Genomic DNA, 20,836 nt, shown 5'->3' on the forward strand with positions numbered 1-20,836 from the left:
TGCTCGTTCGCGATACGCCTGCTAACGAGAAAGATGTCAGTAGCCGAGGAAGGGGTTTGGGAGGGCAGGTACCTGAACCTGGTTCAGTCGAGCTCTACGCCATGTACATGCCTAGGCCGATGGCTGAATGGACAAGGTGGGTGCCAGCGTGACTGACTCCCTTGTCGGAACCATCCATTCTGAGCCCATTAGCTCCGCATCTCAGGACGCGGGCAGCGTGGCTGCGCTGGCCATTCTGGGTGAGGACAGCGCACTTCAAGATCCAGATGCAGTTTCCTTCTCGGCATACACAATCGAGGTAGTCGCACTTCGTCTTGCGCTTGCTGGGGGTGATGGCGCCAAGGCAGCATGCCGGGAGGCGTTCGAGTTGCTGCGAGCTGTCCTACAGGACGGCGGATTGCGATCGGCACTCTCTGCACTCGAGGCTTCGCGGGCCCGCACCCGGGCTGCGTTGTTCGGAGTGCTCGGAGAGGTGCATGCGCAAACGAGGAAACTCCTTGAAGGAGTAGAGGGTACGGGGATCGTCGCAGCCGGATGGGGCACCGCCACCGAACTGGTCGTGCTCGATGTTTGGCAACTACTAATTCGGAAACGCGGGTGGGGGGATCTGAATCACCCCGTGTTTTGTGGAGGCTCTGTTCCTTGAGAGGATGGAGCAATGCCAAATCATGGGAGATATCCCGCCGAGTTGCGTGAGCGGGCGGTGCGGATGGTGCTGGACAACGAGCGGCATCACGGGTCGCAGTGGGAGGCGGTCTGCTCGGTCGCTGACAAGCTGGGCCCGTCGGCGGAGACGGTGCGCAATCAGGTGCGCCGAGCGGAGGTCGACGGCGGGATGCGCCCGGGGGTGACGACCGCGGAGCGCGGGCGGCTCCAAAAGCTCGAGCGCGAGAACCGCGAGCTGCGCCGGGCTAACGAGATATTGAAAGCGGCGTCGGCTTTCTTCGGGGCGGAGCTCGACCGCCAGTCCAGGCTGTAGTGGCGTTCATCGACGCCTACCGGCACCGGTTCGGGGTCGAGCCGATCTGCGCGGTGCTCACAGAGCACGGCGTCGGGATCGCCCCGTCCACCTACTGGGCGGCCAAAAAGCGGGCCCCGTCGGAGCGTGCTTTGCGCGACGCCCGGCTGCGCCCGGTGATCGCTAGGGCGCACAAGGCGAACTACGGCGCCTACGGCGCGGCCAAGGTGTGGGACCACCTAAACCGCGTCGAGGGCGTGCGGGTGGCCCGCTGCACCGTCGAGCGGCTGATGGGCCAGATGGGCCTGGCGGGCGCCCGCCGGGGCAAAAAGCCCCGCACCACCACGCCCGCCGCCGGCGGCGAGATGCCCGAGGACATCGTGAACAGGGACTTCGGCGCCGACGCCCCGGATCGGCTGTGGCTCGCTGACCTCACCTGGGTGCGGACCCGCTCCGGCTGGGTCTACATGGCGTTCGTCGTCGACGCCTACTCCCGCCGGGTCCTGGGCTGGCAGGCGTCGCGCTCTTTGCGCACCGAGTTGGCGCTCGACGCTTTGGACATGGCCATCGCCGCCCGCCGGCGCTGCGGCCACAGCATCGACAAAGCCGTCCACCACAGCGACCGCGGATCGCAATATGTGTCGATCCGCTACAGCCAGCGCCTCGACGACAACGACATCGTCGCCTCGGTCGGCAGCAAAGGCGACAGCTACGACAACGCCATGATCGAGAGCTTCAACGGCCTGTTCAAATGGGAACTCATCTACCCGCACGGCCCCTGGCAGGGACAAAGCGACGTCGAGTTCGCCACCCTCGAATACATCGACTGGTACAACAACCGACGCAGCCACAGCCAACTCCTCAAAGGCCGATACACCTACACCACCCCCGCCGACCACGAAACCGCCTACCATAACAACACCACAGCCACCCCGGCCGTGACCCAACAAAAACAGTCTCTACCAAACCCGGCGTGATTCACCTTGACCCGCAGGAGTTGAAGAACCAGTCCGTTGAAGCCGAAAGCATATTCAACGTTCACCGCGGCGACACCATCGCCCCATTCCTGCTCTTGGAGCCAGCACTTGCCGTGCTTCCAATTGCGGACGGCGAACTCGACACCGCGAAGCTGCCGTTCCGCACCAAAACCAGATGGAGCGCCATCGACGAGATTTGGGAAACACACAAGGGCACGCACAGCAAGCTCGGGCTGCTGGAACAGCTCGACTACATGGGCAAACTCACACGACAACTCAACCCCGCCCCCGTCCGCCTGCTTTATCCTCAGTCCGGGCGGGCAACGGCAGCGGTCTGCAAAGACCCGGAGGCGGTGATCGACTACAAGCTGTACTGGATAAAGTGCGCCAGCACCGCCGAGGCGCACTACCTCGCAGCCATCATCAACAGCAACCACCTCTACACATCGGTGGAGCCGCTTATGCCCAAGGGCCAATTCGGTGCGCGTGACTTGATGAGGCACCTGTGGAAGCTCCCCATCCCCGCCTACGACCAGGAAAACACTCTCCACCACGAGTTGGCCGAAGCAGGCAAACGGGCAGCCGATCAAGCCGCCAAAGTATGGCAGGCCCGAAAAAAAGAGCGGCAGGAAGCGGGTAAAGCGACTAGCAGCAGAGCGGCGAGAGACGATATCCGCAAATGGCTCAGCGAATCAGAGATCGGAGCGGAGATCGAGACAAAAGTCGCCAGCCTGTTCTGACACCTGCATCAGCAAGGGACCGCCGCCCGTCAAACTCAAAACCCCTATCCAGGCGAGCAGCGACCTCTTGGCTAGTCACGTATATAAGCCCCAGTGACCTGATCTGCTGCGAACTCGAACGGTTCGGGCAGGCTGTCAGCGGACACGGTGACCAGCACCCGACCCTCTTCGAACAGAGGGGCTAGCACTCGCACATCCCCGTCCAGTCGCAGGCACCGCGCCCTATGCCAGCAGTCGACGTCCGTCTTCTGACAGCCATCGCCGCAGCCCGCTCTCGCAGGGCAGTGGACCGTCTCGATCCGCACCCGTTCCACGCAGTCCGACACATCGCGGCCGTCGACTGCCACAGCGGCGCGGTCGGGCTCCCATCTGCCCACGACCCTCAGCTCGTCGCCTACCATTTCCACTGTGAGCGCAGGCTCGACCATGCGCCCAGTATCGATGCACCAATGGACCGCGCCACGGTTGCGCCAAGGGCGACTGCCGCTAACCTGTTGACTGCAGACTTCCGTTCAATCAAGGGTCTTCGCTGCGGCCAATGCCTCTTCAAACATCGGGCGGTAGGAGCCAAAAATCATGGGCTGCATCTGTTCATAGCCGACGCGAAGTGCCTCGCCTGGCGCGGTTCGAGGGTCAAACACCTGGCTAGTGGAGTAGCCGCCCTCTGGCCGCCCTGCATTCCCTCGTCTTGTACGCGCCGTCCGAACGGTGTGTCCCGCTATATCTGCTATGTGTTCCTTAGCAGCGCTGGCGTGACCGTCTGAGTTGGCGATACAAGCCAGGTCGTAGAGGTCTCTGCCACGTTGACGTACTTGGTCCAGCCTGTTCTGGACAGCAGCCTCATGGAGGGCTGCCATTTTGTTGGCGGCAGTCACCTGAACCGCCAAGCCGTCTACTGCATACCCGCCTAGCTCGGGGTGTGCTTCGAGGTCACCAGAGTCGGCATACCTACCCATGAGCGAGTAGGGATGGAGAAGGACCACATCAGGGTTGGGAGTACCCGCCCGAGGTGCCATCGTCGCGGCATCCACCCTTACGACTATTCCGCCGGCGATCCTGATATTGGCGGTCGCAACACTGCCGCTCCCTGGAATTCTGTGGCTCGCTGGGTCGGGATTAGCGGCGTGGGCAGCCGCAGAGATCAACCCGCGACGAAGCGTGCGATCAAGCGACGAGCGTCCAACAGAGGGAGGCACGAAAGCAACAAGGTCGACGTCTTCGGAGAACCTGTCGACCAGGCGGTGGGCGCTAGCTAGAGCCGTGCCACCTGCAAACGCCCAGGACTCCCCGATGACGGTGGCTTCGTCGTTGGTGTCAACAAGCGGGCTACTGCTGGGAAGAGTGCTGCCAAGACCGTAAAGAGTGCGATGCAAATGGTAGTCGTGAGTTATCTGCGCTGCGGGAAGCCCAGTTTCAGCAGCGGCTAAATCACGCAGCTGGCGAAAACGGCCAGGGTCGGCACTCACCAACGGCATCTGCCAGCATCTGTCGGATTCTCTCTTTGTCAGATTGGCGGTTACCGCCTCGGCAGTTATCGGCGGCAGCTTTGCCTGGGACCTGGACGACACCTTCCGTCGAGAGAACCTGTGATGTGGAATCGGGCATGACGCGGCTGGGTTCCGGCAGGGTTTCCCACTGGCTGTGTTGTCAGACCCGCAGAGGCGGCTCATAGCAGCGCGAGAGCGGGAGCGTTGAATCCGCTATAGGCGGTGCTTTCGCCGTGTCCGTCGCCCGTGGTGATGGCATCAGGCAACTGCTGAGCGAGATCCTCCACCAAATCCAGGAATCCTGCTGGCTGGCGCGGCTCTGCCGGAGCGGCTTCAAGGACCGCTTTCGTGCGGATATGAGCGCCCGGGCCCAGCCTGTGGGCGGACCAACCGCTACGCAGCTCTTCGAGTGCGCCAGCCCAAGCCGCTTCGGCATAGGACGCATCAGACTCGTCGTCCCAGCTCATAGCCTCAGCCAGGTGGAAGTTCAGCACACCCTCTAGGAGCGTGATCTCCGCCCAGGTGAGGTCGAGGCGCTCCCTGTTGCTCCGCGACGAGAAGCGGACGAAGTTGGACCCAGGTTGCGGGGCGCGCCCGACAACGCCGATCTCGTAGCCGACAGGCACCTGAGTCGTCCACCCGAGCCGATTCACAGCAGTGGCGCCTGCATACCCTGAACCTGCCCCTGCGTAGGCCATTGCAAGCCTGCCGAGCGGGGGATCGACTGGGTTGAGGCTGTCCAGCGGCGACCCGCGCCAGTAGAAGCCCTTGAATATGCGCTCGATCTCGTAGTGGTCCCGAACCAGATCGTGCAGCACTCTGGCGGCTGCCCTGGGCGCTGCGGGCACATCGGCGAGGTAGAAGGCGCTGCCCTCGGGCAGACTGAACACCCACTCGCGGATATCAGAGGCGACCGAACCATGCCTAGTCTGGCGAACTGGACGAGAGTCTTTGACCTCCATGCTCACAGCCTATCACGTTCGATACGCCATTATTCCACCGGCAAAGCGGTCGCCTGCTTCAAGACCCTCACCGCTCCACGCTGTCCGATACGCCGCGTCCATTGACTCCCACAGAGGCGCAGTCGAACTCCCACCTGTCCACGACCCGTATCTCGCCGTCCACCATTCCCACTTCGAGCGCAGGCTCGGCCATGCGCTCCGTTCTGCCATCGTGCTAGCCATGACCCGAGTGGGTGGGCAATGAAAGCGTGGGACCGAGCGGACGACAGCGGGCGGCTTATCCGATGGGGCTACGACTGTTGGCCTCTGAGTGTGGTCTGGTGCGGGGTTGTGTGCTGTGCCTCTCCCACAGATACCGGCAGCTATGACAATTTCCCTGAGACGCATTTAGCCAGGTCAGGGGCCTATTGGCTAGTCACGTATATAAGCTCCAACTGTTTCTTGGGGCCTGTCTGCTCTACAGGCACTTGCCATGTCCAGACGCACTGAAGAAGAGATCCCGAGCAACTCGCGAGACATACCCTCCTACGTTTTCTACGGAGTCGATACCCGTGAAGCGGTTGCATTCCGTCTATTAGGTGTCCCAAGGGCAGCCGCCCTTGCACTTGCCCGGACACACGGCGAGGGCCGCAGGACAGAGGAACTCCGACAATTTCTCACAACCAGCTCGCCAGCTGACTGGACAGATTCCCTGGGAGAGATAGGGCAATCCTATTATGATGCCTGGCGGTTGGTGGAGCCAGCGATGTAGATCTACGTGGTGCGTAGCGGATGTGGTTGGGCGGCTTTTGCTCGGTAGGCTCTTCTGACCCCGCGCTGCATCCCCGCTCCCATCGGCCCCACCCCGGACTATGCGGGCCGTATTCGGAGAGCTATTCGGGCTTCGCTCGACCCTGGTGCTGGGCCATGAATGGAGACCATCTCCGAGTAGCGCCACGCCCGCGGAGAAGGCGGCACCCGTGCCCCTCAGGGCTTCAGGGCCGAACAGCGCTTGGCTAAGCGGCTTCGGCGGGGGGTTCGATCTCCAGTTTTGCTTCGATGCGGGCCAGGCGCTCGCCGTGGCCTCGAAGCAAGTGGTCGAGGGCTTTGATCTCGCCGGTGAACTTCTGGTCGAGGGCTTTGATCTCGCCGGTGAACTTGTCGGTGAGCCTGATCTCGAGGGCATTGATCTCGTGGCCGAGGGCTTTGAGTTCGTGGCCTTGGGCTTTGAGTTCGCCGGTGAACTTGTCGTCGAGGGCTTTGCGGTCTTGGGCTGCTGCATGGAAGCCGGCAGCCATGTCTTGGCGCAGGTGTTGGAATTGCATGAAGAACATGGCGAACAGGGCGGTGCCCACGACGCCGATGACGGTTATGGCGCTTGCTTCCATTGGGTTCTCCCCCCGAAAGGAGGTGTTGGGAGGGGGAAGTGAATGAAACGAGCGTAGCACCCGCTCGACGGGCCGCAACGGGGAATCGCAGGTGGCGGGGCTGTGTTCGGTTAGGCGGCTTCGGCGGGGGGTTCGATCTCCAGTTTTGCTTCGATGCGGGCCAGGCGCTCGCCGTGGCCTCGAAGCAAGTGGTCGAGGGCCTTGATCTCGCCGGTGAACTTGTCGGTGAGCCTGATCTCGAGGGCCTTGAGCTCGTGGCCTTGGGCTTTGAGCTCGCCGGTGAACTTCTCGTTGAGGGCCTTGAACTCGCCGGTGAACTTCTCGTCGAGGGCTTTGATCTCGTGGCCTTGGGCTTTGAGGTCGCGGTTGGCGGCTTGGAAGCCGGCAGCCATGTCTTGGCGCAGGTGTTGGAATTGCATGAAGATCATGGCGAACAGGGCGGTGCCCACGACGCCGATGACGGTTGCGGTTATTGCTTCCATTGGGTTCTCCCCCCGAAAGGAGGTGTTGGGAGGGGGAAGTGATTGAAACGAGCGTAGCACCCGCTCGACGGGCCGCAATGGGGAATCGCAGGTGGCGGGGCTGTCAGATGCCCCGAGATGCCAGCGAGCCGACGCTTGCACGGCGCAGCGGCCAGGGCCCCTGTGGTCGATGCCCGGCACCTCGGGCGGCGTGCTGCTGCCGCTGCCTCACCGGCGGCGACCCCGCCGACCTCGGATCTGACGCCGGGCCAGAAAGGAACTCCGATCAAGCCAATTGATCGAGGGAAGCGCGGGAACCGTCACAGCCTGCGTGAAACCCGGGGAGGTTCAGATCATGGTTTGAAACGAATGTCGTCACTTCCACGCAAGCCTCTGAGAACATCAGTCGGTTGTGCTAGAGGTACGTGAAGTGGAAGTGGACTACGACAGAGCTTTTGCGAAGGTCATCCAGCAGCGATGGAACGACACTCCAGACGAACAGCGAAGTGAAGCCGAGTTCCCAAGACGCCAAGGACAGCTGGCACCGGATGCGTCGGGGTCTCTTGCGCTGCGAGACTCCTATAGCTACCAACGGGGTCACGCCGATGTATTCAGAGAGGTGTACAAAAGCGCACCCCATGCTCCGCCGAGGAATGGTGAGCGTCTGCTGGTCGTCGACATTGGTGCCGGTGCGGCGACGGTGGCCGTTGCGCTAAGCGAGGCTCTCGGGCGACGCCAGCGCCAGCGGGTCGACTACCTGGTACCTGGCCTTCGACCCGAACCCAACGATGCAAAAGCTCGGGAGGCGGATCCTCAAGCATCTCAATGCCGGGTTCAACTCGGCCGAGTACATCAAGTCGCTTGAAGATGTTGACTTCACGGACATAGATCGGTTGCTCTTCTCGCTCAGCTATGTGGTCCACCAAAAAGCTGTCGCGCCTGCCCATATAGAGGGATGGGCACGCGTCATCAAGCGAGCCGTGATCGAGGTGGATAGACCCGTCGAGTTGATCTACACCACGGCCGCAAACCTCGAAGGCGGCGCCCATATCCACCTCAAGCAGATGCTCAAGGAGGCCAAGATCCACGGGAAGCCACGCCCCGTTGGAGTTCAGGTGCGGCGGCGTTTTCCAGAGTCCGTCAGCAGCGATGGTCGGATGCTCTGGGAGGTGCAAAGTAGGGTGTGGGATGTAGAAGCAGAGCACTGGATTTTGAGCGCATGAGCTTGCAACTATCGCTGATTGACACCGAAGCAGCCACTGTGCCGACGGGGCTTGAGTACCACCCGGACTTCTTGGCTGCCTCCCAGGAGGAAGGGCTGCTCGCTCATATCGACAGCTCTGAGTGGCTCACGGACCTGTCCCGGCGTGTAATGCACTTCGGCTACAAGTACGACTACACCAGCCGCAGCCTCGACCAATCGGCTCACATTGGGCCATTGCCCGAGTGGCTGGCACAACTGTCGCACATGGTGCGTGAAGCTGCATCTGAGGAACTCAAGGGGTTGCTCGACCCTCAGCAACCGTTCGAACAGGCGATCATCAACGAGTACCAGCCTGGACAGGGCATCGCCCCCCATATCGACAGGGACTGCTTCGGCCCTATTGTTGCGACCGTGAGCTTGGGCTCGGCGACCAACATGGACTTCTGCTGCGATTCGACCGGGAACGAATACGTGCAGTGCTTGGCGCCACGCAGCCTTGTCCTCTTGCACGGCGATGCTCGCTCCAAGTGGCGCCATGGCATCGCGAAGCGGCAATCCGACACATTGAACGGCCAAAAGACCAAGCGTCAGCGACGCGTTTCGATCACGTTTCGCACCATTGCAGAGGCCGAGCTAGCGCACACCTGACTGGCGTCTCCCATTGGCCGAGCCGAGGCGTTGTATGGCCGGTGGTCGACGCTGATGACAGCCAGGGCTTTTGCTTCCATTGGGTTTTCCCCCCGAAAGGAGGTGTTGGGAGGGGGAAGTGATTGGGATGAGCGTAGCACCCGCCCGACGGGCCGCAACGGTGAATCGCAGGTGGCGGGGCTGTGTTCGGTTAGGCGGCTTCGGCAGGGGGTTCGATCTCCAGTTTTGCTTCGATGCGGGCCAGGCGCTCGCCGTGGCCTCGAAGCAAGTGGTCGAGGGCTTTGAGCTCATGGCCTTGGGCTTTGAGGTCGCGGTTGGCGGCTTGGAAGCCGGCAGCCATGTCCTGGCGCAGGTGTTGGAATTGCATGAAGATCATGGCGAACAGGGCGGTGCCCACGACGCCGATGACGGTTGCGGTTATTGCTTCCATTGGGTTTTCCCTCCGAAAGGAGGTGTTGGGAGGGGGAAGTGATTGGGATGAGCGTAGCACCCGCCCGACGGGCCGCAATGGGGAATCGTAGGTGGCGGGGCTGTGTTCGGTTAGGCGGCTTCGGCAGGGGGTTCGATCTCCAGTTTTGCTTCGATGCGGGCCAGGCGCTCGCCGTGGCCGCGAAGCAGGTGGTCGAGGGCCTTGATCTCGCCGGTGAACTTGTCGGTGAGCCTGACCTCGAGGGCTTTGAGCTCGTGGCCTTGGGCTTTGAGCTCGTGGCCTTGGGCTTTGAGCTCGCCGGTGAACTTCTCGTCGAGGGCTTTGCGGTCTTGGGCTGCTGCTTGGAAGCCGGCAGCCATGTCCTGGCGCAGGTGTTGGAATTGCATGAAGAACATGGCGAACAGGGCGGTGCCCACGACGCCGATGACGGTTGCGGTTATTGCTTCCATTTGATTCTCCCTCCGAAAGGAGGTGTTGGGAGGGGGAAGTGAATGGGATTAGCGTAGCACCCGACCGACGGGCCGCAACGGGGAATCGCAGGTGACAGGGCTGTCGGACGCCCTGAGGCCTCAGCGAGCCGACGCTTGCACGGCGCAGCGGCCAGGGTCCCTGTGGTCGATGCCCGGCACCTCGGGCGGCGTGCTGCCGCCGCGGCCTCATCGGCGCACCCGCGCCAGAGCCTCGGACGCGAACCGGGTGTGGCCCGGCTGTGATGCGCCCGACCGCATCGACGACTCAGCGCCGCCGTAGGCACGCTGCGTCCTCTCCGCACCCCCGAAGACTGACTTGAGCTACCTCGAAGGCTGCACTGACCAGCAGGCACAGCCCGCCGAACTAATGCGGGCGCCTATATGCAGCAAATACCTCCGGCCGCCCAGCCGGTGGGCAATTAGGTATGTGGTCCTCCTTCATTTTCCCTGAGATGCCAGCGAGCCGACGCTTGCACGGCGCGGCCAGGGCCACCCAGTGGCGGATGCTCGGCACCTCGGGCGGCGTCCTGCTGCTGCGGCCTCACCGGCGCCGACTGCGGCGGCGACCACGCCGACCTCGGATCTGACGCCTGCCCCTGGGCGCTGAATACAGGGTGGTTGGCTGTTTGTGGGGGGTGGTGTGGGTGTGTTGGGGGTGGTTGTTGGGGGGTTTGGGTCTAAAGGCTTGTTTTTGTGTGTTTGGTCTCGTAGCGTGTCGGCTATGGCTAAAAAGGTTTTCTCAGCGATGAGTTGTGTTGGGGTTCGCCCTGTTGTGTCCGGCGGGTTGTCCCGTGGTGGTGGGCGGTTCACGTTGTGGGCTGCTTTGGGTGTTGTGGCGTTGTTGGCGACGCTGTTGGCGCCGTTGTCTTCTGCGGGTGCGCAGACGGCTCCGGCGGTGCCTGCTGCGCCGACGATCACGTCGGCGACGGCCGGTGATGGGCAGGTCACGTTGACGTGGGATGCGGGTGCTGACAATGGCAGCACGGTCATCCGGTGGGAGTATGAGCAGTCAGCTCCTGAGACGAATGTTTGGGTTCCCATTCCCGGCAGCGGTCGCAACACTGACAGGTATACCGTTACCGGTTTGTCCAACGGCGGCGCGTTGGGCACGGACGGGACAACGAGGACTGCGTATCAGTTCAGGGTTCGGGCTGTCAACAGGGTGGGCAACGGAGAAGAGTCCGAGGCTTCGGAAGCAGCCATACCGTCTACTGTTCCTTCGGCGCCCGCCGGTTTGAGTGGCAAGGCGGGGAATTCGGAGGTCGTGCTGACATGGAGGGCGGCCACCGCTACTGACGCAACTGTCAGGAACAGCGCGAACGGGTTTTCGCCGATCGTGTCGTATGAGTATCGGCAGAGGACGGGCGGCGGGGCCTATTCCCCGTGGTCCATCATCATCGGCTCTGGTGCTACCACCGCGACCCACACTGTTAGGGGTTTGACCAACGGTGTCCCCTATCAGTTTGAGGTGCGGGCCCGCAACGTCAGGGGTGTGGGGGCTGCCGCTGAGACGCCGCCGGTCACTATCGCCTCCGAGCCGGGGCGTCCCCGGTCGCTGGCCGCGGTGCCCGGCAACGAGCAGGTGGCTTTGTCGTGGACGGCGAGCAGCGACGGAGGTTCCCCGATCACGAGCTGGCAGTTCCGCTTGCAGACGGCTGCTGACGGAGGCTCTCTAACCACCACTTTCAACGATGAGGCTTGGGTCACAATTCCTGGCAGCGGTGCTGACACCACGAGTTACACCGTGGCCAGTTTGAGAAATAACATGATTTATAGGTTCCAGGTCCGCGCGGTCAACGCCCGCGGTCTGGGCAGCCCTGCTACGAGCGCAGTAGTGAACCCCGGGGAGCCCCCCGGTGCGCCGACCAATTTGATGGGTGTCGCGTCGGAGAACTCCGTCACCTTGAGCTGGGATGCCCCCGATAGCACTCCCACGGACAACACAGACGAAGGCGACATCGCTAACGGCGGCTCTCCGATCATCCGTTACGAATACTCCCAGAAGACCGGTGATGGCGACTACGGCGAGTGGATGCCCGTACCGGCGACGTCTATCGCTAACGCCGCGCTCAATACTTCCGGCGACAAGAGCCACACCGTGAGCGGCTTGACAGCAGGCACTGCGTATCTGTTCAGGGTTCGGGCCGTCAACGCGACGGGTGCCGGCCGTCATGCCGGGTTCACCGACGACATCCCCGTTTATCCGGGCACCAAGCCGTTGGCCCCGGCCAACTTGAGCGCTCGCCCCGTGTACGACGCGGCGAGCGGGATGGCCCAGGTTGCTTTGTCGTGGGCCTCTGGCGGCGACGGCGGCTCCCCGATCACCAAGTGGCAGTACAAGCACGGCACCTCGCTGTCTGCTTTGGCCGACTCTACGACCTGGGTGGACATCTGCGATAACACTATGGGTGCATCTCCGGCCTGCGCGTCCATGACCAGCGTCGCGCTGCCCCGTCCTGGGCAAACCCCCGGCTCGTTGAATCCAGGCGACGTCGCATTGGATACCGCGTTGAAGAACGGCTTGGCGTCAGCCGCCGACGACCCGGACGACGACGAGCATCACTTCGTGATCCGGGCTGTCAACGCCCGCGGCGACGGCTTCCAGTCTGGCACCGACAGCGCCAGGTTTGCCGCAACTGTCCCGTCTGCGCCCAGTGATGTGTACATCCAGACCACGGCCCGTGGCACCACCCCTGGCACGGCGAGCGTCACGTTGTGGTGGACGCAATCGGTTCTAGGCGGGTCTGCCTTCAGAACCTACGAGTACGCCCAGAAGACCGGAGACGGCTCGTGGGGTCCGTGGACGAGTGCGCAATCGACTGGCGTGGCCGACACCACGGAGCAAATTACGGGCTTGACGGCTGGCACTGTGTACACGTTCAGGGTTCGGGCTGTGAATGCCGTCGTCGGCGCCGGTGCCTCCACCGAATCGCCCGAGATAGCTCCCGGCGCCCCAGGGTCGCCCGGCGCGGGAACTGCTGGCACAGCGCCTGTGCTCAACGCAGTTGCCGGAACGACCCGGGTCACGGTGAGCTTGGCAGACGCTTCCGGCGGCGCCGTCACTACCGGCAACAGCACCAGCGCTCGGTGGGAGTATTCCTACAAGGTCGGCGACGGCGAGTACGGCAGCTGGGCGTTCAGCAATAATGGCGCCAGCTTCACTGCACCCGACGACGACCCAGATACAGATGGTTCGCAGATCTCCGGTTTGGAGAACGGTGTCGCCCACACGTTCAGGGTCCGCGCCCTCAATGGCCAGTTGAGCAGCCCTGTCCTTGAGGCCAGGCCTGTCACTCCGGGTGTCGCCCCTCCGGCGCCGCGGGGGCTGTCCGCCTCTGCCGGCGACGGTCAGGTTACGTTGTCGTGGACTTCGGGAGGCAGCGGTGGCCCGGCGATCACCCGGTGGGAGTACTGCGAATACTTAACTCGCACCGCTGATCAGAGGGCTGCTGGAACTTCGGTAACGCCGAGTTCGGATTGTGGAGGAGATGTTGCAACGCCTGCTGCGAATCTGGACGCCGATCCGGCAAATGATGCGGCTGGTTGGCGCCCAGTTCCGAGGAGCGGCCCCGACACCACCAGCCACACCATCGGTACTGCCGCTAGTCCACTTGCCAACGGCACTGAATTCACCTACCTGGTTCGGGCCGCGAACGCCATCGGTTCCGGTGCCAGGGCTCAGGCGAATCCGGCGACGCCGGGCAATGCGCCGGCTGATCCTTCGCGGGTGATAGTGGAAGCGGGCGACGGCCAGGTCACCATCACGGTGGACGCTCCGCCTGCCACCCAGCGCTCAGCCGCAACGGGCTACCAGGTGCGCAAGCGCCAGGGCGACGGTGCCTACGACGCCTGGGAGTCCCTGGGCACGAGCGCGACCGGGCAGCAGCGGCCGTCCGCTGAAACAAGTGCGGTGGTGAGCGGTCTCACCAACGGCGTCAGCTACACCTTCCAGGTGCGGGCCGTGAACGCCTACGGCCCCGGCTCCGAGATCACCTCGGATGCCCGCACCCCGGTCGGCACCCCGGTCGCGGCCATGCTGGGCGCCGATGCCGGCGACGGCCAGGTGGTGCTCACCTGGGCGCCGGCCACCAGCGGCGGCAGCGACATCACCAAGTGGCAGTACCGCCAAAGCGAGTCCGGCGGCGGCTACAGCGCCTGGGCCGACATTGCCGACAGCGGCCCGGCCACCGCCGCCCACACCGTCAGCGGCCTGTCCAACGGCGTCAGCTACACCTTCCAGGTGCGGGCCGTGAACCAGCAGGGCGCCGGCGCCCCCATCGCCTCCGCTCCGGTCACCCCGGGCACCGCCCCGCCGGCGCCCGAGGTGCAAGCAGCCCCGGGCAACGGCCAGGTCGACCTGTCGTGGACGCCCGGCGCCTCCGGCGAGCCCGGCAGCGACGACTACGCCGCCCCCGCCACCAGCTGGCAGTACCGCATGGCCGAAGGCGAGTGGTCCGACATTGCCGACAGCGGCGCCGACACCACAAGCCACTCGGCGACCGGGCTCGAAAACGGCGTGGCCTACACCTTCGAGGTGCGGGGCGTGAACGCCTTCGGCTCAGGCGCAGCCGGCTCCGCCGGACCCGTCACCCCGGCTTCTGCCCCCGCAGCGCCCGAGGTGACCGCCGAGCGCGGCTCGGGCACCACGACGGTGTCGTGGACCGCCGCCGCCGACGGCGGCTCGCCGATCACCGGCTGGCACATCCAGGTCAACGGCGGCGAGTGGGTCCCCGTAGACGGGGGCGCCGCCGCCGCCAGCAACGAGGTGGACACCGACGACGGTGCCGCCTACACCTTCGGGGTGCGGGCCGTCAACAGCGCAGGCGAAGGCCCAGCGGGAACCGCCACGGTCGCCGCCGGCACTGCGCCCGAGGCGCCCGAGGTGGCCGCTGTCGGCGGCGACGGCGAGATCACCGTCACGTGGACGCCAGGCGACGACGGCGGCTCCGCGGTCACCGGCTGGCACCACCGCATGAGGATCAGCGTCGGCGACTACGGCGACTGGACGCAGGTGTCGGCCGACACCACCAGCGTCACCGTCTCCGGCCTCGCCAGCGGCACCGGCGTGCTGGCCTACACCTTCCAGGTGCGGGCCGTGAACGGCGTCGGCGAGGGCGCGGCGGGAACCTCGAACGAGGCCATGCCCGTAACCGAGCAGCCCGCCGGGGACGACTTCTACTCCGGCGTCGTGACCGGGCCGGGCTTCTGCTCCAACCTGTCGTTGGGCGGCGCCCGCCTGTTCGCCCACGACTCCGACGCAGACGGCATAGCCGACGTGTGCTCGCTGCCCTACACCCGCCGCGAGGCCATCGCCCGCCAGAACGCGGTCGACGCGCTGGTCTACCAGTACGCCGACGAGTACGCCTCCCTGGTCAACGCGGCCTGCGAGGTCACCCCCGGCGACGCCGACTGCGGCGGCGACACCACCGACGCCCCCCCGGCGGTGCCCATCAACAGCGGCGGCCCGTTCTACTCGGGCATCATCACCGGCCCCAGCTTCTGCGCCAACCGGTCCCTCGGCGGGCCCACCACCTACCCGCACGACTCCGACGGCGACGGCGTAGCCGACGTGTGCGCACTCCCCTACACCCGCCGCGAGGCCATCGCCCGCCAACTGGCAGGCGACATCCTCGCAGCCACCTACACCGCAGACTTCCGCCGAGAGCTCGCCACCGCCTGCCGCGGCCTCACCGGCGCCGACTACGGCGACAACCCCGCCCACCTCGAAACCGACGCCTGCGCCTAAACCCACAACCGCCCCCACCCACAGGGTGAATCAGGGCGGCCACACCAAAACACAGCCAACCCCAGCTCCCCCGGCACCCACCAATGCCGGGGGAGCCCGCGCCCAGGCCAAAGATGATTTACGGTTGTTGGGGGGTTTGGGTCTAAAGGCTTGTTTTTGTGTGTTTGGTCTCGTAGCGTGTCGGCTATGGCTAAAAAGGTTTTCTCAGCGATGAGTTGTGTTGGGGTTCGCCCTGTTGTGTCCGGCGGGTTGTCCCGTGGTGGTGGGCGGTTCACGTTGTGGGCTGCTTTGGGTGTTGTGGCGTTGTTGGCGACGCTGTTGGCGCCGTTGTCTTCTGCGGGTGCGCAGACGGCTCCGGCGGTGCCTGCTGCGCCGACGATCACGTCGGCGACGGCCGGTGATGGGCAGGTCACGTTGACGTGGGATGCGGGTGCTGACAATGGCAGCACGGTCATCCGGTGGGAGTATGAGCAGTCAGCTCCTGAGACGAATGTTTGGGTTCCCATTCCCGGCAGCGGTCGCAACACTGACAGGTATACCGTTACCGGTTTGTCCAACGGCGGCGCGTTGGGCACGGACGGGACAACGAGGACTGCGTATCAGTTCAGGGTTCGGGCTGTCAACAGGGTGGGCAACGGAGAAGAGTCCGAGGCTTCGGAAGCAGCCATACCGTCTACTGTTCCTTCGGCGCCCGCCGGTTTGAGTGGCAAGGCGGGGAATTCGGAGGTCGTGCTGACATGGAGGGCGGCCACCGCTACTGACGCAACTGTCAGGAACAGCGCGAACGGGTTTTCGCCGATCGTGTCGTATGAGTATCGGCAGAGGACGGGCGGCGGGGCCTATTCCCCGTGGTCCATCATCATCGGCTCTGGTGCTACCACCGCGACCCACACTGTTAGGGGTTTGACCAACGGTGTCCCCTATCAGTTTGAGGTGCGGGCCCGCAACGTCAGGGGTGTGGGGGCTGCCGCTGAGACGCCGCCGGTCACTATCGCCTCCGAGCCGGGGCGTCCCCGGTCGCTGGCCGCGGTGCCCGGCAACGAGCAGGTGGCTTTGTCGTGGACGGCGAGCAGCGACGGAGGTTCCCCGATCACGAGCTGGCAGTTCCGCTTGCAGACGGCTGCTGACGGAGGCTCTCTAACCACCACTTTCAACGATGAGGCTTGGGTCACAATTCCTGGCAGCGGTGCTGACACCACGAGTTACACCGTGGCCAGTTTGAGAAATAACATGATTTATAGGTTCCAGGTCCGCGCGGTCAACGCCCGCGGTCTGGGCAGCCCTGCTACGAGCGCAGTAGTGAACCCCGGGGAGCCCCCCGGTGCGCCGACCAATTTGATGGGTGTCGCGTCGGAGAACTCCGTCACCTTGAGCTGGGATGCCCCCGATAGCACTCCCACGGACAACACAGACGAAGGCGACATCGCTAACGGCGGCTCTCCGATCATCCGTTACGAATACTCCCAGAAGACCGGTGATGGCGACTACGGCGAGTGGATGCCCGTACCGGCGACGTCTATCGCTAACGCCGCGCTCAATACTTCCGGCGACAAGAGCCACACCGTGAGCGGCTTGACAGCAGGCACTGCGTATCTGTTCAGGGTTCGGGCCGTCAACGCGACGGGTGCCGGCCGTCATGCCGGGTTCACCGACGACATCCCCGTTTATCCGGGCACCAAGCCGTTGGCCCCGGCCAACTTGAGCGCTCGCCCCGTGTACGACGCGGCGAGCGGGATGGCCCAGGTTGCTTTGTCGTGGGCCTCTGGCGGCGACGGCGGCTCCCCGATCACCAAGTGGCAGTACAAGCACGGCACCTCGCTGTCTGCTTTGGCCGACTCTACGACCTGGGTGGACATCTGCGATAACACTATGGGTGCATCTCCGGCCTGCGCGTCCATGACCAGCGTCGCGCTGCCCCGTCCTGGGCAAACCCCCGGCTCGTTGAATCCAGGCGACGTCGCATTGGATACCGCGTTGAAGAACGGCTTGGCGTCAGCCGCCGACGACCCGGACGACGACGAGCATCACTTCGTGATCCGGGCTGTCAACGCCCGCGGCGACGGCTTCCAGTCTGGCACCGACAGCGCCAGGTTTGCCGCAACTGTCCCGTCTGCGCCCAGTGATGTGTACATCCAGACCACGGCCCGTGGCACCACCCCTGGCACGGCGAGCGTCACGTTGTGGTGGACGCAATCGGTTCTAGGCGGGTCTGCCTTCAGAACCTACGAGTACGCCCAGAAGACCGGAGACGGCTCGTGGGGTCCGTGGACGAGTGCGCAATCGACTGGCGTGGCCGACACCACGGAGCAAATTACGGGCTTGACGGCTGGCACTGTGTACACGTTCAGGGTTCGGGCTGTGAATGCCGTCGTCGGCGCCGGTGCCTCCACCGAATCGCCCGAGATAGCTCCCGGCGCCCCAGGGTCGCCCGGCGCGGGAACTGCTGGCACAGCGCCTGTGCTCAACGCAGTTGCCGGAACGACCCGGGTCACGGTGAGCTTGGCAGACGCTTCCGGCGGCGCCGTCACTACCGGCAACAGCACCAGCGCTCGGTGGGAGTATTCCTACAAGGTCGGCGACGGCGAGTACGGCAGCTGGGCGTTCAGCAATAATGGCGCCAGCTTCACTGCACCCGACGACGACCCAGATACAGATGGTTCGCAGATCTCCGGTTTGGAGAACGGTGTCGCCCACACGTTCAGGGTCCGCGCCCTCAATGGCCAGTTGAGCAGCCCTGTCCTTGAGGCCAGGCCTGTCACTCCGGGTGTCGCCCCTCCGGCGCCGCGGGGGCTGTCCGCCTCTGCCGGCGACGGTCAGGTTACGTTGTCGTGGACTTCGGGAGGCAGCGGTGGCCCGGCGATCACCCGGTGGGAGTACTGCGAATACTTAACTCGCACCGCTGATCAGAGGGCTGCTGGAACTTCGGTAACGCCGAGTTCGGATTGTGGAGGAGATGTTGCAACGCCTGCTGCGAATCTGGACGCCGATCCGGCAAATGATGCGGCTGGTTGGCGCCCAGTTCCGAGGAGCGGCCCCGACACCACCAGCCACACCATCGGTACTGCCGCTAGTCCACTTGCCAACGGCACTGAATTCACCTACCTGGTTCGGGCCGCGAACGCCATCGGTTCCGGTGCCAGGGCTCAGGCGAATCCGGCGACGCCGGGCAATGCGCCGGCTGATCCTTCGCGGGTGATAGTGGAAGCGGGCGACGGCCAGGTCACCATCACGGTGGACGCTCCGCCTGCCACCCAGCGCTCAGCCGCAACGGGCTACCAGGTGCGCAAGCGCCAGGGCGACGGTGCCTACGACGCCTGGGAGTCCCTGGGCACGAGCGCGACCGGGCAGCAGCGGCCGTCCGCTGAAACAAGTGCGGTGGTGAGCGGTCTCACCAACGGCGTCAGCTACACCTTCCAGGTGCGGGCCGTGAACGCCTACGGCCCCGGCTCCGAGATCACCTCGGATGCCCGCACCCCGGTCGGCACCCCGGTCGCGGCCATGCTGGGCGCCGATGCCGGCGACGGCCAGGTGGTGCTCACCTGGGCGCCGGCCACCAGCGGCGGCAGCGACATCACCAAGTGGCAGTACCGCCAAAGCGAGTCCGGCGGCGGCTACAGCGCCTGGGCCGACATTGCCGACAGCGGCCCGGCCACCGCCGCCCACACCGTCAGCGGCCTGTCCAACGGCGTCAGCTACACCTTCCAGGTGCGGGCCGTGAACCAGCAGGGCGCCGGCGCCCCCATCGCCTCCGCTCCGGTCACCCCGGGCACCGCCCCGCCGGCGCCCGAGGTGCAAGCAGCCCCGGGCAACGGCCAGGTCGACCTGTCGTGGACGCCCGGCGCCTCCGGCGAGCCCGGCAGCGACGACTACGCCGCCCCCGCCACCAGCTGGCAGTACCGCATGGCCGAAGGCGAGTGGTCCGACATTGCCGACAGCGGCGCCGACACCACAAGCCACTCGGCGACCGGGCTCGAAAACGGCGTGGCCTACACCTTCGAGGTGCGGGGCGTGAACGCCTTCGGCTCAGGCGCAGCCGGCTCCGCCGGACCCGTCACCCCGGCTTCTGCCCCCGCAGCGCCCGAGGTGACCGCCGAGCGCGGCTCGGGCACCACGACGGTGTCGTGGACCGCCGCCGCCGACGGCGGCTCGCCGATCACCGGCTGGCACATCCAGGTCAACGGCGGCGAGTGGGTCCCCGTAGACGGGGGCGCCGCCGCCGCCAGCAACGAGGTGGACACCGACGACGGTGCCGCCTACACCTTCGGGGTGCGGGCCGTCAACAGCGCAGGCGAAGGCCCAGCGGGAACCGCCACGGTCGCCGCCGGCACTGCGCCCGAGGCGCCCGAGGTGGCCGCTGTCGGCGGCGACGGCGAGATCACCGTCACGTGGACGCCAGGCGACGACGGCGGCTCCGCGGTCACCGGCTGGCACCACCGCATGAGGATCAGCGTCGGCGACTACGGCGACTGGACGCAGGTGTCGGCCGACACCACCAGCGTCACCGTCTCCGGCCTCGCCAGCGGCACCGGCGTGCTGGCCTACACCTTCCAGGTGCGGGCCGTGAACGGCGTCGGCGAGGGCGCGGCGGGAACCTCGAACGAGGCCATGCCCGTAACCGAGCAGCCCGCCGGGGACGACTTCTACTCCGGCGTCGTGACCGGGCCGGGCTTCTGCTCCAACCTGTCGTTGGGCGGCGCCCGCCTGTTCGCCCACGACTCCGACGCAGACGGCATAGCCGACGTGTGCTCGCTGCCCTACACCCGCCGCGAGGCCATCGCCCGCCAGAACGCGGTCGACGCGCTGGTCTACCAGTACGCCGACGAGTACGCCTCCCTGGTCAACGCGGCCTGCGAGGTCACCCCCGGCGACGCCGACTGCGGCGGCGACACCACCGACGCCCCCCCGGCGGTGCCCATCAACAGCGGCGGCCCGTTCTACTCGGGCATCATCACCGGCCCCAGCTTCTGCGCCAACCGGTCCCTCGGCGGGCCCACCACCTACCCGCACGACTCCGACGGCGACGGCGTAGCCGACGTGTGCGCACTCCCCTACACCCGCCGCGAGGCCATCGCCCGCCAACTGGCAGGCGACATCCTCGCAGCCACCTACACCGCAGACTTCCGCCGAGAGCTCGCCACCGCCTGCCGCGGCCTCACCGGCGCCGACTACGGCGACAACCCCGCCCACCTCGAAACCGACGCCTGCGCCTAAACCCACAACCGCCCCCACCCACAGGGTGAATCAGGGCGGCCACACCAAAACACAGCCAACCCCAGCTCCCCCGGCACCCACCAATGCCGGGGGAGCCCGCGCCCAGGCCAAAGATTGTCAGCGGCTAGCGCTACTCACAGCGTTCGACCATCAACACAACTGAGAATTCCAGTGC

At 65.2% G+C, this 20,836-nt stretch carries 14 protein-coding genes and 1 other annotated feature; of the genes, 6 read left to right on the forward strand and 8 right to left on the reverse strand.

The window, feature by feature from the left end:
* The first annotated feature begins 658 nt into the window (after nt 1–658).
* A protein-coding gene (locus tag ACOGXA_RS03270; RefSeq protein ID WP_419925131.1) for an IS3 family transposase occupies nt 659–1,935 on the forward strand; the annotation gives its coding sequence in 2 pieces (ribosomal slippage) (nt 659–938 and nt 938–1,935; 1,278 coding nt in all).
* Nucleotides 937–1,065 (forward strand) — a sequence feature (AL1L pseudoknot). Its footprint overlaps the gene before it by 129 nt.
* Nucleotides 1,932–2,675, forward strand: a complete 744-nt coding sequence (locus ACOGXA_RS03275) for a hypothetical protein (protein WP_419925854.1) — start codon at nt 1,932–1,934, stop codon at nt 2,673–2,675. Before ACOGXA_RS03270 ends, ACOGXA_RS03275 begins: the two co-directional genes overlap by 4 nt.
* Before the next feature lie 71 nt (nt 2,676–2,746).
* Here the strand turns inward: ACOGXA_RS03275 and ACOGXA_RS03280 are convergent, their stop codons facing one another.
* The 6 genes from ACOGXA_RS03280 to ACOGXA_RS03305 all read right to left on the reverse strand — a co-directional run bounded on the left by ACOGXA_RS03280 (nt 2,747) and on the right by ACOGXA_RS03305 (nt 6,973).
* Nucleotides 2,747–3,103 (reverse strand): hypothetical protein, encoded by a 357-nt coding sequence (locus ACOGXA_RS03280; RefSeq protein WP_419925855.1) that lies wholly within the window; start codon nt 3,101–3,103, stop codon nt 2,747–2,749.
* 84 nt (nt 3,104–3,187) lie between these two features.
* Complete coding sequence (locus ACOGXA_RS03285; protein WP_419925856.1) at nt 3,188–4,345, reverse strand: nucleotidyl transferase AbiEii/AbiGii toxin family protein; 1,158 nt, start codon at nt 4,343–4,345, stop codon at nt 3,188–3,190.
* Nucleotides 4,342–5,124, reverse strand: a complete 783-nt coding sequence (locus ACOGXA_RS03290; protein WP_419925857.1) for a hypothetical protein — start codon at nt 5,122–5,124, stop codon at nt 4,342–4,344. The genes ACOGXA_RS03285 and ACOGXA_RS03290 overlap by 4 nt, the downstream gene beginning before the upstream one ends.
* 67 nt (nt 5,125–5,191) lie before the next feature.
* A complete protein-coding gene (locus ACOGXA_RS03295; protein ID WP_419925858.1) occupies nt 5,192–5,317 on the reverse strand; it encodes a hypothetical protein in 126 nt (41 codons plus the stop codon).
* Between the two features lie 802 nt (nt 5,318–6,119).
* Complete coding sequence (locus tag ACOGXA_RS03300; protein ID WP_419925859.1) at nt 6,120–6,491, reverse strand: hypothetical protein; 372 nt, start codon at nt 6,489–6,491, stop codon at nt 6,120–6,122.
* A gap of 110 nt (nt 6,492–6,601) precedes the next feature.
* Nucleotides 6,602–6,973 carry a hypothetical protein gene (locus ACOGXA_RS03305; RefSeq protein WP_419925860.1) on the reverse strand — a complete coding sequence of 124 codons (372 nt, stop codon included), beginning with the start codon at nt 6,971–6,973 and terminating at the stop codon, nt 6,602–6,604.
* A gap of 767 nt (nt 6,974–7,740) precedes the next feature.
* Between ACOGXA_RS03305 and ACOGXA_RS03310 the strand changes: the two genes are divergently transcribed.
* Nucleotides 7,741–8,175: a hypothetical protein gene (locus ACOGXA_RS03310; RefSeq protein WP_419925861.1), complete on the forward strand. Its 435-nt coding sequence runs from the start codon at nt 7,741–7,743 to the stop codon at nt 8,173–8,175.
* A gap of 2 nt (nt 8,176–8,177) precedes the next feature.
* Nucleotides 8,178–8,804 carry an alpha-ketoglutarate-dependent dioxygenase AlkB gene (locus ACOGXA_RS03315; protein ID WP_419925862.1) on the forward strand — a complete coding sequence of 209 codons (627 nt, stop codon included), beginning with the start codon at nt 8,178–8,180 and terminating at the stop codon, nt 8,802–8,804.
* A gap of 190 nt (nt 8,805–8,994) precedes the next feature.
* Here ACOGXA_RS03315 and ACOGXA_RS03320 read toward each other — a convergent pair whose 3' ends face one another.
* Nucleotides 8,995–9,234 (reverse strand): hypothetical protein, encoded by a 240-nt coding sequence (locus ACOGXA_RS03320; protein WP_419925863.1) that lies wholly within the window; start codon nt 9,232–9,234, stop codon nt 8,995–8,997.
* 110 nt (nt 9,235–9,344) lie between these two features.
* Nucleotides 9,345–9,683: a hypothetical protein gene (locus tag ACOGXA_RS03325; RefSeq protein WP_419925864.1), complete on the reverse strand. Its 339-nt coding sequence runs from the start codon at nt 9,681–9,683 to the stop codon at nt 9,345–9,347.
* 853 nt (nt 9,684–10,536) lie between these two features.
* On the opposite strand from ACOGXA_RS03325, the gene ACOGXA_RS03330 reads away from it, so the two are divergent.
* Complete coding sequence (locus tag ACOGXA_RS03330) at nt 10,537–15,450, forward strand: fibronectin type III domain-containing protein (protein ID WP_419925865.1); 4,914 nt, start codon at nt 10,537–10,539, stop codon at nt 15,448–15,450.
* Between the two features lie 297 nt (nt 15,451–15,747).
* Nucleotides 15,748–20,661, forward strand: a complete 4,914-nt coding sequence (locus tag ACOGXA_RS03335) for a fibronectin type III domain-containing protein (RefSeq protein WP_419925865.1) — start codon at nt 15,748–15,750, stop codon at nt 20,659–20,661.
* Nucleotides 20,662–20,836: the final 175 nt, after the last annotated feature.

It is taken from the genome of Candidatus Poriferisocius sp. (genome assembly GCF_965208475.1).
Lineage (GTDB): Bacteria > Actinomycetota > Acidimicrobiia > Acidimicrobiales > Bin134 > Poriferisocius.

Excerpts from the sequence above, each read along its gene's own strand:
- ACOGXA_RS03280 (WP_419925855.1), bottom strand. The coding sequence starts at position 3,103 with ATGGTCGAGCCTGCGCTCACAGTGGAAATGGTAGGCGACGAGCTGAGG.
- ACOGXA_RS03285 (WP_419925856.1), bottom strand. The coding sequence starts at position 4,345 with ATGAGCCGCCTCTGCGGGTCTGACAACACAGCCAGTGGGAAACCCTGC.
- ACOGXA_RS03290 (WP_419925857.1), bottom strand. The coding sequence starts at position 5,124 with ATGGAGGTCAAAGACTCTCGTCCAGTTCGCCAGACTAGGCATGGTTCG.
- ACOGXA_RS03295 (WP_419925858.1), bottom strand. The coding sequence starts at position 5,317 with ATGGCCGAGCCTGCGCTCGAAGTGGGAATGGTGGACGGCGAGATACGG.
- ACOGXA_RS03300 (WP_419925859.1), bottom strand. The coding sequence starts at position 6,491 with ATGGAAGCAAGCGCCATAACCGTCATCGGCGTCGTGGGCACCGCCCTG.
- ACOGXA_RS03305 (WP_419925860.1), bottom strand. The coding sequence starts at position 6,973 with ATGGAAGCAATAACCGCAACCGTCATCGGCGTCGTGGGCACCGCCCTG.
- ACOGXA_RS03310 (WP_419925861.1), top strand. The coding sequence starts at position 7,741 with ATGCAAAAGCTCGGGAGGCGGATCCTCAAGCATCTCAATGCCGGGTTC.
- ACOGXA_RS03320 (WP_419925863.1), bottom strand. The coding sequence starts at position 9,234 with ATGGAAGCAATAACCGCAACCGTCATCGGCGTCGTGGGCACCGCCCTG.
- ACOGXA_RS03325 (WP_419925864.1), bottom strand. The coding sequence starts at position 9,683 with ATGGAAGCAATAACCGCAACCGTCATCGGCGTCGTGGGCACCGCCCTG.